12 protein-coding genes and 1 tRNA gene are annotated in these 15,449 nt (G+C 62.4%); 8 read left to right on the forward strand and 5 right to left on the reverse strand.

The features are described from left to right. Positions 1-618 precede the first annotated feature (618 nt). The gene (locus CQ13_RS21725; RefSeq protein WP_057844887.1) at positions 619-2,004 is read right to left on the reverse strand and encodes an MFS transporter; all 1,386 of its coding nucleotides are present in this window, start codon (positions 2,002-2,004) and stop codon (positions 619-621) included. A 128-nt stretch (positions 2,005-2,132) separates the two neighbouring features. Between CQ13_RS21725 and ggt the strand changes: the two genes are divergently transcribed. Beyond that, a complete protein-coding gene (ggt, locus tag CQ13_RS21730; RefSeq protein WP_057844888.1) occupies positions 2,133-3,872 on the forward strand; it encodes a gamma-glutamyltransferase in 1,740 nt (579 codons plus the stop codon). Between the two features lie 50 nt (positions 3,873-3,922). Further along, positions 3,923-4,807, forward strand: a complete 885-nt coding sequence (locus CQ13_RS21735) for an SDR family oxidoreductase (protein WP_057844889.1) — start codon at positions 3,923-3,925, stop codon at positions 4,805-4,807. A 45-nt stretch (positions 4,808-4,852) separates the two neighbouring features. Here the strand turns inward: CQ13_RS21735 and CQ13_RS21740 are convergent, their stop codons facing one another. Beyond that, positions 4,853-5,518 (reverse strand): glutathione S-transferase family protein, encoded by a 666-nt coding sequence (locus CQ13_RS21740; protein WP_057844890.1) that lies wholly within the window; start codon positions 5,516-5,518, stop codon positions 4,853-4,855. 150 nt (positions 5,519-5,668) lie between these two features. Here CQ13_RS21740 and CQ13_RS21745 point away from each other — a divergent pair, with 150 nt between their 5' ends. The 3 genes from CQ13_RS21745 (at position 5,669) to panE (ending at position 8,080) form a co-directional block, all read left to right on the forward strand. Next, on the forward strand, positions 5,669-6,280 hold the full coding sequence (locus CQ13_RS21745) for a DUF2239 family protein (RefSeq protein ID WP_057844891.1): 612 nt from the start codon (positions 5,669-5,671) through the stop codon (positions 6,278-6,280). 135 nt (positions 6,281-6,415) lie between these two features. Then, positions 6,416-7,021: a 2-hydroxychromene-2-carboxylate isomerase gene (locus CQ13_RS21750; protein ID WP_057844892.1), complete on the forward strand. Its 606-nt coding sequence runs from the start codon at positions 6,416-6,418 to the stop codon at positions 7,019-7,021. 135 nt (positions 7,022-7,156) lie between these two features. Beyond that, a complete protein-coding gene (gene panE / locus CQ13_RS21755) occupies positions 7,157-8,080 on the forward strand; it encodes a 2-dehydropantoate 2-reductase (protein ID WP_057844893.1) in 924 nt (307 codons plus the stop codon). Positions 8,081-8,132: 52 nt separating this feature from the next. On the opposite strand, the gene CQ13_RS21760 is transcribed toward panE, so the two are convergent. Together CQ13_RS21760 and CQ13_RS21765 are read right to left on the reverse strand one after the other, a co-directional pair. Next, a complete protein-coding gene (locus tag CQ13_RS21760) occupies positions 8,133-8,714 on the reverse strand; it encodes a c-type cytochrome (RefSeq protein WP_057844894.1) in 582 nt (193 codons plus the stop codon). Between the two features lie 86 nt (positions 8,715-8,800). Beyond that, positions 8,801-10,063, reverse strand: coding sequence for a PQQ-dependent sugar dehydrogenase (locus CQ13_RS21765; RefSeq protein WP_057844895.1), 1,263 nt, complete (start codon positions 10,061-10,063; stop codon positions 8,801-8,803). A gap of 420 nt (positions 10,064-10,483) precedes the next feature. Between CQ13_RS21765 and CQ13_RS21770 the strand changes: the two genes are divergently transcribed. Beyond that, positions 10,484-13,126, forward strand: coding sequence for a T6SS phospholipase effector Tle1-like catalytic domain-containing protein (locus CQ13_RS21770; protein WP_057844896.1), 2,643 nt, complete (start codon positions 10,484-10,486; stop codon positions 13,124-13,126). Between the two features lie 114 nt (positions 13,127-13,240). Here CQ13_RS21770 and CQ13_RS21775 read toward each other — a convergent pair. After that, positions 13,241-13,315 (reverse strand) — tRNA-Gly (locus tag CQ13_RS21775). Positions 13,316-13,774: 459 nt separating this feature from the next. Here CQ13_RS21775 and trxA point away from each other — a divergent pair. Further along, a complete protein-coding gene (gene trxA, locus CQ13_RS21780; protein WP_057844897.1) occupies positions 13,775-14,698 on the forward strand; it encodes a thioredoxin in 924 nt (307 codons plus the stop codon). 75 nt (positions 14,699-14,773) lie between these two features. Then, positions 14,774-15,448, forward strand: a complete 675-nt coding sequence (locus tag CQ13_RS21785; protein WP_057844898.1) for an LON peptidase substrate-binding domain-containing protein — start codon at positions 14,774-14,776, stop codon at positions 15,446-15,448. The last annotated feature ends 1 nt before the right edge of the window (position 15,449 follow it).

Raw genomic sequence — 15,449 nt, forward strand, 5'->3', positions numbered from 1 at the left:
ATATTCCGCTTTCGTTCTCACCCAAATCAGTCGCATAACTCCGCCCGTCTCACGGCAGATGAGGGGCGTTGGCGATCGTCACGAACGTGCGGTGAGATGCGATGGACGCGGAATGCGCAAGACGTAGGCGCAGGAAGCGTACGGCGAAGTCGTGTGGTCCTGGCGTCGCGGTGCTGGCGTTAAGTCCTTAAGAAGCGAAGCTTCTCGGGGGCGACGGAGGCAAAAGAGCCGTTCTCCGGGGAGAGTACGAAGTAAGCCGTAAAGCCATTGCGCAGGGAAGGCCGGGACGCTCCCGCTGTACCTGTATGCTCGTGTGCGTTTTCTTTCGCGCACTTTGCACACGAGACCGCGGGTGCGGCGCGCACCCGGTCTTCCCTGTGCCCTCTGAACGAGAGGGTGGGAAGTTGATAGCAAAGCTCGGGCACAGTGTGTCGCGAGAACGCGAACGCATACTCCGTCGTCGTCACCTGCGAAAGTGGATGACCCAGTATTCCAGAGACGTCAGTGATTCAACAGAGAAGCCGCGGCGTACTGGATCCCCCGCTGGAGTCTGTCATCGGGCTCGCCGAAGGCGAGACCCGGTGGCGGGGGATGACAAATGCATGCGATTATTCGCCCTCACTCCCGCACGCGCGTCAGCAGCGCCAGGCCCGCGACGAAGAACACCACCAGCAGCGCCATGCCGGCCTTCTGGCTTGCCGTCACGGCCGTGATCGCGCCGATCAGGAGCGGACCGATGAACGACGTCACCTTTCCGGTCAGCGCGAACAATCCAAAGTATTGCGCGATGCGATCCTTCGGCGCGAGGCGGATCAGCAGCGTGCGCGAAGCCGCCTGCAGCGGGCCGCCGGCCGCGCCGATCAGGCACCCGAGCACGAGATAGGCGCGCTCGGCGGCGCCGGAAAACAGCGCGCCGCCCGGAACCGGTGGCGCGACCTTCACGAACAGGATCGAATCCTTGTCGACCAGCAAGATCGCGGCGAGCGCAAGCAGCAGGATCGTGAGGCTGCCGGCGATGACGCGCTTGGGTCCGAGCCTGTCGTCGAGCTTGCCGCCAAGCCACGCGCCGAAGGTGCCCGCGATCGCCAGCAAAATTCCAAACGTCCCGATCTCGATCGTGTGCCAGCCGAAAGTGCCGGCGGCGTAGATGCCGCCGAAGGCAAACAGCGACACCAGCCCGTCGGTATAGATCATGTTGGCGAGCAGGAACGTCGCCATCGGTTTCTGCTTCGGCAATTCGCCGAGCGTTCGCCTGAGCCCGCTCAATCCTTCGCGCACGGCCTCGCGGATCGGGCGCTTGGCCGGATAATCCGGCGTGAGCAGGAACATCGGCGTCACGAAAATGAGGAACCAGATGCCGGTCAAGGGACCGGTGATGCGATCGCCCTGGTGCGTGACCGGATCGAGACCAAACAATGGCGCGAGGCCGAACAGTGTACGCCCGGTCTCGGGACTGGCCGCCAGAAAGCCGAGCACGAGGATGAGGCTGAGGATGCCGCCGATATAACCGGTCGCCCATCCGGTCCCGGACAACCGCCCGATTCTGTCCGGCGGCACCAGCGTCGGCATCATCGCATTGTTGAAGACGGTGGCGAATTCGACCCCGATGCTCGCAATCGCATAGGCCAACAGCAGTGGCGGGATGACGCTCGGGTCGCCCGGCTTTCCGAACCACATCAGGCAAGAGCCGATCACCAAAAGCGACCCGAAGCCGGCGATCCACGGCTTGCGGCGGCCGCTGGCGTCGGCGATGGCACCCAACACCGGCGACAGCAGCGCGATCATCAGGCCGGCGGCGGCGGTGGCGAATCCCCACAGCGCCTGCCCCCTCGCCGGATCCGGCGCGACGAAGCCTGCGAAATAGGGCGCGAAGACAAACGTGGTGATCAGCGTGAAGTAAGGCTGCGCGGCCCAATCGAAGAAGATCCAGCTCACGACGGCAGCGCGGCGCGGATATGCCCTTGGAATCTCGGCGCCAACTGCCTCGGAAGCGATCACCGCCATGCCGGATATTTCCTTCAAAAGTCTCGCGAAGCGTTTTGCGTGCCGAAGCCGAACCCATATAGCATGCGTCACCAACGCTGGCGCTGTTGCCCACGCGCCACACAGGCTCAAACTGCGGCGGATTTTCGATGACAATCTTTCAAATCAGCCGGCGCAAGGCGATTGCCGCAATCGCGCTGGTATTCGCCTGCGGCACCACCGCCTTTGCACAGGAACGCCGCTTTTATTCGCCGGACCTCTCCGCCGTTCGCTCCATTCCAGCCGAGCACGGCATGGTGGTCGCCCAGGAAAGGATCGCGGCGGAAGTCGGCGCCGACATTCTCCGGCAAGGCGGCAACGCGGTTGATGCCGCGGTCGCCACCGGCTTTGCGCTTGCCGTCACCTATCCGCGCGCCGGAAACATCGGCGGCGGCGGCTTCATGGTGATCCATTCGGCCGAGCGCAATGAAGACGTCGCCATCGACTATCGCGAGACCGCACCGGCCGCGACCACGCGCGATATCTTTCTGGGATCGGACGGCAAGCCCGATACCGACAAGTCGCGCAATTCCGCGCTTGGTATCGGCGTGCCCGGCACTGTGGCCGGATTGACGCTGGCGCTGGAGAAATACGGCTCCGGCCGCTTCACGCTCGCGCAAATCCTCAAGCCCGCCATCGAGCTCGCACGAGACGGTTTCGTGATCGCCGACGACACCGCCGACACGCTGCCCGACCTGTATCGCCGGATGGCGCGCTGGCCGAACTCAGCCAAGGCGTTCTCCCGTGACGACCGCACGGCGCTGCGAGAGGGCGACCGTCTGATTCAGGCCGATCTCGCGGCAACGCTGTCGGCGATTGCCGAGCAGGGACCGCGCGGATTTTACCAGGGGTCGGTCGCCGAACGGCTGGCAAAAGCCGTCCGCGATGCCGGCGGCATCATGACGGCGGACGATCTCAAATCCTACGAGTCGGTGATCCGTAGCCCCGTGCGCGGCAGTTATCGCGGCTACGAGATCGTCTCGATGCCGCTGCCCTCGTCCGGCGGCACGGTGCTACTGGAAGCGCTGAACATTCTCGAAGGGTTTGCGATGGCGGACATGAAGCAGGGCTCGGCGCCTTCGTTGCATGTCATGATCGAGGCCATGAAGCGCGCTTACGCCGACCGGGCGCGCTATCTCGGCGATCCCGCCTTCGTCAATGCACCGGCGAATATCCTGATCGCGAAGGATTACGCGGCGAAGCAACGCGCCAGCATCGACCTTGCGCGCGCTACGCCCGCCGACGCGTTATCCGTGAGCCTGCCGCGCGAGGGCAGCAATACCACGCATTATTCCGTCGTCGACGCCGCCGGCAATGCCGTCAGCAACACCTATACGCTGAATTTTTCCTATGGGGTCGGCCTCGTCGCCGATGGCACCGGCGTGCTGCTCAACAACGAACTCGACGACTTCACCGCGGCACCCGGCGCGGCGAACGCGTTCGGCCTGGTCGGCTTCGAAGCCAATTTGCCGGGCCCGGGCAAAAGGCCGCTGTCGTCGATGTCGCCCACCATCGTGCTGAAGGACGGCAAGCCGGTGCTGGTGACGGGTTCGCCGGGCGGCAGCCGCATCATTTCAGCCGTGCTGCAGGTCGTGGTCAACGTGCTCGATTACAAGATGGACGTCGCCACCGCCGTGGCCGCACCCCGGCTGCACCATCAATGGATGCCAGACGTGGTGCGCGTGGAGCGCGGCTTTCCGCAGGAAACGCTGGATGCGCTAAAGGAGAAGGGCCATCAGCTGATCGAGCCGCTCGGCCAGACGTCGGCCAATTCGATCGCCGTCACGCCCAACGGCCTGATCGGCGCCCCCGATCCGCGGACGAGAGGGGCGGCGGCGGCAGGGCATTAAAGAACGGTGCGTCGCTGACGTAGTATGCTTCATTCGCAGGAGATTTTCAGATGACATCCCTCAAAGGCAAGACGTTGTTCATTTCCGGCGCCAGTCGCGGCATTGGGCTGGCGATTGCGCTTCGCGCCGCGCGTGACGGCGCCAATGTCGCGATTGCGGCGAAGACCGCCGAGCCGCATCCGAAACTCAAGGGCACGATCTACACCGCGGCGGAAGAAGTTCGCGCCGCGGGCGGCAAGGCGCTGCCGGTGCTGTGCGACATCCGCGACGAGGCGCAGGTGATGGCGGCGGTCGAGCAGACCGTCGCCGAATTCGGCGGCATCGATATCTGCGTCAACAACGCCAGCGCCATCAGCCTGACCAACTCGCAAGCAACCGACATGAAGCGGTTCGACCTGATGATGGATATCAACACCCGCGGCACGTTCATGGTGTCGAAATACTGCATTCCGCATCTGAAGAAGGCGAAAAACCCGCACATCCTGATGCTGTCGCCGCCGCTCGACATGAAGACGAAATGGTTCGAGCATTCCACCGCGTACACGATGGCCAAGTTCGGCATGAGCATGTGCGTGCTGGGCTTGTCGGGTGAGTTGAAATCCGCTGGCGTCGCCGTCAACGCGCTATGGCCGCGTACCACCATCGCCACCGCCGCGGTCGGCAACCTGCTCGGCGGCGAGGCAATGATCCGCGCCAGCCGCACGCCCGTGATCATGGGTGACGCCGCGCACGCGATCCTGACCAGGCCAGCGCGGGAATTCACAGGACAGTTCTGCATCGACGACAAGGTGCTGTACGCGTCCGGCGTCAGGGATTTCGAGCGCTACCGCGTCGATCGGTCCGTGCCGTTGATGTCGGATTTCTTCGTCCCCGACGACGACGTGCCGCCGCCCGGCGTCTCGGTGCAGGCGCTGCCCTCGGTCGGCGCCGCGTAGACGTCGCGCTAGAAGTGAACACCGACAGCAATGACGGAGGAGATGTCACCGCCCGACCACATACGGCCCGCCCTTTTCCAGCGCGCGCGCATATGCCGGCCGCGCGTGGATGCCTTCGAGAAACGCCATCGCTTTGGGATGGCCCTGCTCCAGCCCGCCGCGCGCCGCGGCCGCTTCCAGGGGAAAGCTCATCTGGATATCGGCGGCGGTGAATTCATTGCCGGCGAACCATTCGCTCTTGCCGAGCTCACTCTCCCAGTAATCCATGTGCTGCTTGAGCTGCGGATTGACCAGGGTAGTCAGCGCCGTGTTGGAGACCTTGCGCACCAGCGGCCGCAGCAGTGCTGGCGCACGCTTCGGCATCAGCGTGAACAGCAGCTTCAAAAGCAGCGGCGACATGGCGGAGCCTTCCGCATAGTGCAGCCAATAGGTGTAGCGCAGCCGCTCCGGCGTGTTCGGTGGCGGGATCAGGCGACCATTGCCATAGGTGCCGACGATGTATTCGCAGATCGCGCCGGACTCGGCGATGGTATTGCCGTTGTCGGTGATGACGGGCGATTTGCCGAGCGGGTGAATGGCGCGCAGTTCCTTCGGCGCGCGCATGTCCGGCTGGCGCTGATAGCGGACGATCTCGTAAGCGACGCCGAGCTCTTCGAGAAGCCAGAGCACGCGTTGGGAGCGTGAGTTGTTGAGATGATGAACCGTCAGCATGGCGTCCCCCTGGAGTTGGCGTGGCGTTGGTGCCAGCCGGGGGATGGAAAGTCGAGACGGCCTGAGCCATGTCATATTTTACCCGGAGGATATTGACGTCCGAAATTTATCCGGGTACATATAACGCGCCGAAAATCCAGAGTATCTCCAATGGCTGCCCCGTCTCGCCCCCTGTTCACAGCCTTCATCGGCCCGCAACGCCTGGCGGCCGGCCCGCTCGCCGAGGTCGCGCTGGCGGTCATGCAGGCCTCCCGCAGGCCCGCAGTGCTGCCGATCATCATATTCAACGACGCGACCGGCCAACCGATCGATCTCGACCTTCGGGGGGCCGAGAGCGACGTTATTGCCCGTCTGCCGCAACCGGCCTCGCCTCCGGAAGTCGAAGCCGACGAGGCTGCTGCGGCGATTGAGCCGCGCGGACGGGGGCGGCCCAAGCTCGGCGTGGTAGCGCGCGAGGTGACGCTGTTGCCGCGCCATTGGGTATGGCTCGGGGCGCAGCCCGGCGGAGCGTCGGTGGCGTTGCGCAAGCTCGTCGACGAGGCGCGCCGCGCCAATGGCGATGCGGATCGCGCCCGCGCGGCAAGGGATGCCGCCTACCGCTTCATGTCGGTGATGGCCGGCAATCTCGCCGACTTCGAGGAAGCCTCGCGGGCGTTGTTCGCCGATGACCGGCGGCGCTTCGTCGCTCTGGTCGCCGGCTGGCCCGACGATATCCGCGACCACGTCGTCAAGCTGGCCTTCAGCGATCGCGCCGAGCCATAGGCGCGATCGCCCTTCAGCCGAATCTCCAAAAGTCCCTCGCCCGCCACGCATTCCACAATATTACGATCATCATGATACTGTGGACGCGCCGGCTGCCTTGCGCCAAAATGCGCCAAAACGTCCAAGGAGAGTGCCGTGAGTTCAAATCCGCAATTCCTGTTCGATTTCGGCAGCCCCAACGCCTTCCTCAGCCATGAAGCGATTCCAGCGATCGAAAAGCGCACCGGTGCAAGGTTCGAATATGTGCCGATCCTGCTCGGCGGCATCTTCAAGGCCACCAACAACAAGTCGCCTGCCGAAACGCTCGCCGGCATCAAGAACAAGCGCGAATTCCACGCGCTGGAAACCGAACGCTTCCTGAAGCGCTTCGGGGTCAAGCCCTATGTCTGGAACCCATTCTTCCCGGTCAACACGCTGAATCTGATGCGTGCGGCGGTGGCAGCCCAGTTCGAGGGCGTGTTCGAGAAATATGTCGATGCTGCGTTCCACCACATGTGGGTCGAGCCGAAGAAGATGGATGATCCCGAAGTCGCAGCCAAGGCGCTAACCTCGTCCGGCCTGGATGCTGCCAAGCTGCTGGCGCGATCGCAGGATGCGGATGTAAAGGCCAGGCTGATCGAGAATACGCAAAACGCGGTCGATCGTGGCGCGTTCGGCTCGCCGACGTTCTTCGTCGGCAAGGAAATGTTCTTCGGCAAGGAACAACTTCGCGAAGTCGAGGAAATGATTTCGGGGAAGTAGCTGCCCAGATCAGACCACATGGTAGGCAAGCGAATGGTGAGTAGCGAATAGCGAATAGTTGGGAGTAGATTGCAGCCGGCATCTTCCTACTCGCTATTCGCCCGTTCCAAAATCAACAGTAAGGAAAGTTGATACATGCGTATTCTCGTGGTCGGGGCCGGCGCCATCGGCGGCTATTTCGGCGGCAGGCTGCTTCAGGCAGGAAACGACGTGACGTTCCTGGTCCGGCCGAAGCGCGCATCCGAACTCGCAAGCGCCGGTCTCGTCATCAGGAGCCCCGCCGGCGATGTGACGCTCGAGAACCCGCCGACCGTGCAGGCCGACAAACTCGCCGAGACATTCGACGTTGTGCTGTTGAGCTGCAAGGCGTTCGACCTGGAGGATGCGATCAAATCTTTTGCTCCTGCGGTCGGGCCGCAAACCGCAATCATCCCGCTGCTCAACGGCATGCTGCACCTCAACGTGCTGGACAAGAAATTCGGGCCCGACCGCGTGCTCGGCGGTCTCTGCGCGATCGCGGTGACGCTCAACGAGGCCCGCGAGGTGGTCCAGCTCGCGCCGATGCAATCGCTAAACATTGGCGAGCGCGACGGCTCGATGTCGGATCGTGTGCGCGCGATTGCAAAAGTGTTCGACAGCGGCAAGTTCGGCGCCGTAGCCAGCGAACACATCATGCGGGACATGTGGGAGAAGTGGGTTTTCCTTGCTTCGCTCGCAGCCTCCACCTGCCTGATGCGCACCTCAGTCGGCAACATCCTGGCGGTGGCCGGCGGCAAGGATTTTCTGCTCGGCATGCTCGATGAATGCAGCGCGATTGCAAAGGCGTCGGGCTACGAGCCGACGGGACCGTTCTTCCAGCGTACCAGCGGCTTGTTGACCACCGAGGGCTCGCCGATGACCGCCTCGATGTTCCGCGACATCAAGGCGGGACTGCCCGTGGAAGCCGATCATGTGATCGGCGATCTCGTGGCACGCGCCGACGCGGCGAAGATTCCGGTTCCGAAGCTGCGCATCGCCTATACGCATCTCAAAGCGTATGAGAAGCAGCGGGCCGCGTAACCATTCGACTCTATCTCCGTCGTTCCTGCGAAAGCAAGGGACGACGAGCCACTCAGAGATGCGCGAGATAATGCGCGAGTGCTTCGATCTCTTCCTCGCTAAGGGAATAGGCGACGTCCGTCATCGCAGCCATCGCGCCGCCGGATCGCACTCCCGACTTGTACTCGCGCAGCGCCTTGACCAGGTATTCCTCGCGTTGGCCGGCGACGCGGGCGACCCCCTTGGTGCCGGCGTAGCTATCGGTGTGGCATGACGCGCAGCGCCGGCCAGCGGCCGCCTGCGCGCCCTTTTTGGAGAGATCAGGGTTTTCGTCAGGCTTGGGCGCTTTCGGCGGTTCGAGCGAAGCGTAGTAGGCGCCGAGGTTGCGAATATCCTCATTATTGAGCTGTTCGACGATCGGCTGCATCTGCTCGTTCTTGCGGGTGCCGGCACGAAAGAACACGAGCTGCCACTGGATGAATTGATCAGGCTGAGCCGCCAACGAGGGAGTGTTCTCGATCTGCGAAATACCGGCCTCGCCATGACAACCGACGCACAGCTCGGCTTTCGCCTTGCCGGCCGCGATATCGGCGGCGCGGGCGAGCGGTACGCAAATCATGATCGCCAGCAGCGACCCCATTAATGCACTTCGCATTTCAACTACTCTCCGCCCGTGCATCAAACAATAAGGGCCGCGGCTACTCGTTCCCGAGCAACCGCAGCCTCTCATTTACTTAGGCGCTACTTCTTGGTGTAGCTGATGCGGTAGATCGCACCGGCCCAGTCGTCGGCCACGAGGATCGAACCGTCCTTGTCCAGCAATATATCGTTCGGCCGGCCGAGGTAGCCCTGGTCGCCTTCGAGCCAGCCGGAGGCAAAGATCTCGGATTTGGCGTTCTTGCCCTCGGCATCGACGATGACGCGCTTGATCCGGGCGCCCTGGTACTTATGCCGATTCCAGGAGCCGTGTTCGGCGATCAGGATGTTGTTCTTGTACTCGGCCGGGAATTGATCGCCGGTATAGAACTTCATGCCCAGCGGCGCGACGTGCGCGCCCAGATTGACGACGGGCGGCGTGAATTCCGAGCACTTGTGGCCCATCGCGAATTTCGGGTCCGGCATATCGCCCTGGTGGCAGTAGGGATAGCCGAAATGCTCGCCGATCCTGGAGATCATGTTCAGCTTGTCGCTCGGCATGTCGTCACTGATCCAGTCGCGGGCGTTCTCGGTAAACCAGTATCGCCCGCTGCGTGGATCGATGTCGCCGCCGACGCTGTTGCGGACGCCAAGCGCCCAGATTTCGGCATTGCCGGTCTTGGGATCGACGCGGCGTATTTGCGAAACGCTGGTCGGCGGAATGCCGATGTTGAATGGAGGACCGAATGGCAGGTAGAACCAGCCATCCTTGTCGACGGTGATGTATTTCCAACCATGGGCGATGTAGGACGGCATGTCGTCATACACCACCTTGCCGGTGCCGAGGTTGTCGAGATTGGCCTCGGCGTTTTCGTATTTGATCAGCTTGTCGACCGCGATGACGTAGAGCGCGCCATCGAGAAAGGCGAGGCCGGTCGGCATCTTGAGGCCCTTGAGAATGGTCTTGACCTCCTTCTTGCCGCCATTGTCCTTGATCGCATAGACATTGCCGAGGTCGAACGAGCCGACGAACAGCGTGCCCTTGTCGCCCCACGCCATCTGCCGTGCGGACAACACGTTGGACGCATAAACTTCGATCTTGAAGCCGTCGGGCAGCTTGATCTTCTTCATCATCGCCGCCAGTTCTGCGTCCGAGGCGCCGGTCGGCGGCCCTGACGGCGGAGCGAGGCCCTTTTGTTGTTCGGTCTCATCGCCGAGGAACCAGTCCGGCGGCGGATTATTCCAAAAATCCTTGGTGCCGGACTCGTATTTCTTCAGGGCCTTCTGTTGGGCGGAGGCCTGGCTGGCCCCCGCGACAACAAGGATGGCTGCGAGCGCAAGAATAGATCGATTGAAAGCCGCTTTCATCGCGTCACTCCCTATGCAGCGCGGATGGGCCGCGCCTGTTATTATTTTGGACTTCGAGAGGCGAGTTTGGTCTGGTGAAGTGTGGCAGACCGGAAAATGGTAGCACATCCGTTGCGGCAGAGAAGCGCGCGCCGCGCGGCTCAATGCGACCAAGACAAATTGTGAGACGGATTGCCAAGCCGCACGTTCAATCCGAACTGCGCCCGCTGCATCGCAATATCCGCGTCGAGCTAGTGGGCGCAAGGCGCACGAGTGGGCGGCATTCCACATCAAGCGGATCGCTTGCGCTGTCACCCGATTGATAAACGAACAACGCAATTGTGGTCCATTTCATACAGGAGTGGATCAAACCCTGAGAAAACCATTCGGCATATCCTTCAATGTCTGTCTCCCCTCGCCCGGGTTTGAGCGAGCGTCCGTATGGCCAACAAGCGGATCATTCTGCTCTCGGACGGCACCGGCAATTCCGCCGGCAAGGTCTGGCGGACGAATGTCTGGCGTGTGTTTGAATCGCATGATCTGACCAGTTCGCAACAGATCGCGTTCTACGACGACGGGGTCGGCACCTCGTCCTTCAAGCCGTTCGCGATCCTGGGCGGCGCCTTCGGCTTCGGCCTGAAGCGGAACGTGCTCGATATCTACAAGTTTGCCTGCCGCAACTATCGTTCGCATCTGGACTATCTGGCGCTAGAGGCTGCCGTTGCGAAGGCCGAGGGTCGCGAAGAGAGATACGGTCCCTGGCAGAGCGACGACATCTTTGCATTCGGGTTCAGCCGAGGGGCCTTCACCATCCGCGTGGTGAACGGTCTGATCTGCGAACAGGGCCTGGTGAAGTACCAGACCGAAGAAGAACTCGATCGAAAGGTCGCGGCGGCCTACCGGGCGCACCGGGCAGAGACGTTCAAGTCGCGGTTTCAAGTCGAATGGGTTTTTCGAAAGCTGCGCAACCTGTTCGTATCAGCCAAGCACGACAAGAACGAGCGCCCGGTCGATCACATCGCCTTCCTCGGCCTTTGGGATACCGTCGCCGCCTACGGCCTGCCCATCGACGAAATGACCCGCGGCGTCAGCCGGTATCTCTGGCCGCTCGAACTGCCGGACCGGCAGCTCCATCCGTTGGTCCGCAAAGCCTGCCATGCGCTCTCGCTCGACGATGAGCGCACCACGTTTCATCCGCTGCTGTGGGACGAGAGTCCGGAGACCGTTGTCACCGATACCCGAAGGACCAGTTCGGAACGGATCACGCAGGTCTGGTTCGCCGGCGTGCATTCAAATGTCGGCGGTGGATATCCGGACGACTCGCTCGCGCATGTGTCGCTGACCTGGATGTTATCAGAGGCGCGCAGCCGCGGCCTTACCTTGAAGGCGGCGCCGGGAGCCGATCCCGACGCATTCACGCGAGTGCGATCGACCCAGGACAAGGACGGCCGCATCTATGATTCCCGCAACGGGCTCGGCGGCTACTACCGCTATGGGCCACGGAGCGTGGCCGCGTTGTCGGATACGAAATTTTCCGACGACAAGCGCGATTGCGTGAAGATCGCAATACCGAAGATCCACGAAAGCGTATTCGACCGGATCTCCGTCGACGCGCATCTCTATGCGCCGGTCGCACTGCCACCGGTCTATGAAATATTGACCTACGACGAGAGGATCGTCACCCCCGACAAGCTGACCGTCCCGCCGGGCAGGCCGAAATATGAGAGCCTGGCCTCCGCCCGTCAGCGCGAGCTCACCCAGGAGCACGTCGTCGGAAGTTCGATCTGGCGGCGACGCATCATCTATTTCCTGACCGTCATCGCGTCGCTCTATTTGCTGACCTATCCGCTTACATCCACCGCGCCGGCGGCCGCCGAATTCACCACGCCCCTCCGGCCGCTTTCCGACCTCATTCGGATGGTCGGGCTCACTTTGCCGGGCGCGGCCTCACGCTGGATCAATGCCTATGCGAGGGAGCCGCTCTGGTTTGTGCTTTGCGCCGGTCTTGTTGCGCTGCTGCTATGGTTGAGCGCCAGGCTTAAGGACCGGATCACCGATCAGATGCGCCGCGCGTGGCGGGTGAGCCTTGCAAAGGTCGACCTGCACCGGGGCGAATCCAAACCAAGGCTCGGCCTGAGCACATCGCAAATGGTGGTGCTGGCTGGCCTGCTCTTTGTCGCGCTCTATCCGCTACCGGGTTGGACCGGCTACAGCTTGCCAAAGCTGTCTGCCTCGCCGCAGACCTTCATCGACCGAATAACCCACCCCTATTTCCAGTTCTTCGCCTTTGCCGTCCTAGTCACCATGTTGCTCCCCGACAGGACTATCGCGGGCTTCAGACTGAAGGACGCCTACCGGCGATTGCTCACCAACATCAAACTCAAGGTCGCGCCCGCATTCTTTGCGGTTTTCTTCCTGGTCGGCGGCATCGCTTTCGCCAGCCACTATCTTTTCAACATTCGCGACAGCCTTGGCCACTTCTGCCAGCCAGCGGAGAAGCCAATCACGCTGGAGGTGTGCGACCCCGATGATATGAAGCTGTGCAAGCGCGCACCCGACGGCAGCTTCCATGGCACCTGCACGTCGGCGGCGTGCCGAGGGGTCGACTTGGCCGCATTCAACACCGCCGACCTTTGCACACCCGTGGGCGTCATGCTCGAGAGGCGCGGACATTATCAGTTCATTCTGGAAAAGGATGGCGACTGGTCGTTTCTCGGCGCGCCATCGGGCCCGGGCGGAATGCCTCTCCGTGCGTTCTTGCCCAACTGGAAAAAGAACGGTGTAACAACCGATCCGACCGTTCCACTGGGCCGATTCGCTTTGCTGGCGGCGGCTTACCCGCTCAAGCGAACGCTCGACCGGCCCTTTGGCCACGTTATCCTTCGCTACGGCGAGACCGGCAATGAGGAGAACTTCATTGATGGCGAGCCGGCGAACGGCCGTCTTGACGAGAAATTCAGAGCGACCCGCGACGGGCAGTTGTTCGTCTATCTGAACCAGCCGGTCAGCGGCGTCTTTCCGGGCCTGTTTCGCAACGTGAATTCGGGAAAGGCAAGGGTCTGGGTCTATCGCATCCCGAGATGAGCAACCGTTGGGTAGAGATGCCGCCGCCGGAGGCGCACCCGTTGTCGGCTGCAAACGAAAGGCCGCCAAAATGGCGGCCGTTCGTTGGATCTAGTGCTTTGCCATAGAGAAATCTGGAGCGGGCGAAGGGGCTCGAACCCTCGACCCCGACCTTGGCAAGGTCGTGCTCTACCACTGAGCTACACCCGCATCCGAGATGGCGGCGATCGCGCGCCGTCAACGGCAGACCTATGCCAAATGCGGGCTGCGAATGCAACAGTCCGCGCACGGTCCGAAGCTTTTCCGGATAATCTGATTTCTTTGATCAAAAAGGCTCGAATCGGCCCGAAACAACGGCATAATGGAATTTATCGGGCCTCGTGCCATCGTCGGGAACCCAGAGTTAGCCGCCAGCGCGATAGCCCGATTCGCGGGGCCCCTGGCCCACCCAGACGGCTCGGAACGCCGGCCGGAGCGGCGGTTGCACCCTTCATTCGCCGAATGTCCACGGTCGGCACAGCTTGCGGAAGGCGGCGGCGCCCGGACCGATTGATTTTTGCGGCCAAGCCGCCATCTAGCGAACGAGAACTTGGTTCCGGACCGTGCTAGAAGCAGCGGACCCGCAGCCGATATTCTGCGTTCCTTCTCGAGACATCAGGCGAGGATACCGTGACGATAGTTGAGCAGGGCGGCGGCCCGGCACCGCAGGCAGTACCCGATCTGATCAAGGAGACGACCACCCAGACCTTCGTGAAGGATGTCATCGAGGAATCGAAGCGCCAGCCGGTGCTGATCGACTTCTGGGCGCCCTGGTGCGGTCCCTGCCGTCAGCTCACGCCGGTGCTGGAAAAGGCGGTTCGGGCCGCCAAGGGTAAGGTCAAACTGGTCAAGATGAATATCGACGAGCATCCAGCCATTCCGGGCCAGATGGGCATTCAGTCGATCCCGGCGGTGATCGCGTTCGTGGGCGGCCAACCCGCCGACGGTTTCATGGGCGCGGTGCCGGAGAGCCAGGTTAACGCCTTCATCGACAAGCTCACCAAGGGCATGACGGCACCGGGTGAGCCGAACATTGCAGAAATCCTGAAGGAGGCCGAGGCCGTGCTGGCAGAAGGCGATCCGGCCGCCGCTGCACAGATTTATGCCGAGATACTCGGTTTCGATGCCACCAATATCGCCGCACTGGCGGGACTGTCGAAGTGCTACGTGACGACGGGCGCCGTCGAACAAGCCAAGCAGACCATCGCGATGGTGCCGGAATCGAAGCGCAACGATGCCGCCGTCAAGGCGGTGCAGGCCTCGATCGACCTTGCCGAGCAGGCGCAGTCGGTCGGCCCGGTGACCGAGCTCGAACAAAAGGTCGCCGCAAACCCGCTCGACCATCAGGCGCGATTCGACTTGGCGACGGCGCTCAATGCGCTCGGCCAGCGTAACGAGGCGACCAACCAGTTGCTGGAAATCGTCAAGCGCGATCGCAAGTGGAACGACGACGGCGCGCGCAAGCAGCTCGTGCAGTTTTTCGAGGCTTGGGGCGGCACCGACGAAGCTACGGTCGAGGGACGCAAGCGGCTGTCGACGATCCTTTTCTCGTAGGCGTAGTCCACGCGCGCGGGACATGGTTTTGTGAAGAGAACACCCACCGAACCAACGAACTGACCGGGACTGCAGATGCCGATCAATGCCGAATACCGCGGACCCGGCGAGCTTCCCGAAATCATTCCGGTATTTCCGTTGCCGGGCGCGCTGTTGCTGCCGCGCGGCCAGATGCCGCTCAATATTTTCGAGCCGCGCTATCTGGCGATGGTGGACGACGCGTTGCGCGACGGCCACCGGCTGATCGGGATGATCCAGCCGGACATTTCCCACACCAGGGACGAGGCAAGGCCCGAGCTGTTCCGGGTCGGCTGCGTCGGCCGCATTACCCAGCTCGCCGAATCCGGCGACGGCCGCTACATCCTCGAATTGACCGGGGTCGCGCGCTTCAAGGTGGTCGAGGAAATCGCAACACTGACTGCGTACCGGCAATGCAAGGTGGACTTCTTCCCCTATGCCGACGACTTCGTCGCGCGTAAAGGCGAGGAGGAAGTCGACCGTACGGCGTTGCTCGACGTGCTAAACGATTTTCTAAAAGCCAACAATCTGAAGGTGGATTGGGAAGGTATCGAGAGCGCGCCGAACGAGGCGCTGGTCAACGCGCTCGCGATGATGTCGCCGTATGGTCCGGCGGAGAAACAGGCGATGCTGGAGGCGCCGGACCTGAAAACCCGCGCCGAGATCCTGATCGCGGTGACCGAAATGGACCTCGCCAAGAAAGGCACCAGCGGCGACACCGGGCTGCAGTAAC

It is taken from the genome of Bradyrhizobium retamae (genome assembly GCF_001440415.1).
Classification (GTDB): Bacteria; Pseudomonadota; Alphaproteobacteria; order Rhizobiales; family Xanthobacteraceae; genus Bradyrhizobium; species Bradyrhizobium retamae.

Coding starts and splice junctions, on each gene's coding strand:
- panE (WP_057844893.1), top strand. CDS start 7,157: ATGCGTATTCTCGTGGTCGGGGCCGGCGCCATCGGCGGCTATTTCGGC.
- CQ13_RS21745 (WP_057844891.1), top strand. CDS start 5,669: ATGGCTGCCCCGTCTCGCCCCCTGTTCACAGCCTTCATCGGCCCGCAA.
- ggt (WP_057844888.1), top strand. CDS start 2,133: ATGACAATCTTTCAAATCAGCCGGCGCAAGGCGATTGCCGCAATCGCG.
- CQ13_RS21740 (WP_057844890.1), bottom strand. CDS start 5,518: ATGCTGACGGTTCATCATCTCAACAACTCACGCTCCCAACGCGTGCTC.
- CQ13_RS21765 (WP_057844895.1), bottom strand. CDS start 10,063: ATGAAAGCGGCTTTCAATCGATCTATTCTTGCGCTCGCAGCCATCCTT.
- CQ13_RS21785 (WP_057844898.1), top strand. CDS start 14,774: ATGCCGATCAATGCCGAATACCGCGGACCCGGCGAGCTTCCCGAAATC.
- CQ13_RS21770 (WP_057844896.1), top strand. CDS start 10,484: ATGGCCAACAAGCGGATCATTCTGCTCTCGGACGGCACCGGCAATTCC.
- CQ13_RS21725 (WP_057844887.1), bottom strand. CDS start 2,004: ATGGCGGTGATCGCTTCCGAGGCAGTTGGCGCCGAGATTCCAAGGGCA.
- CQ13_RS21735 (WP_057844889.1), top strand. CDS start 3,923: ATGACATCCCTCAAAGGCAAGACGTTGTTCATTTCCGGCGCCAGTCGC.
- CQ13_RS21760 (WP_057844894.1), bottom strand. CDS start 8,714: ATGCGAAGTGCATTAATGGGGTCGCTGCTGGCGATCATGATTTGCGTA.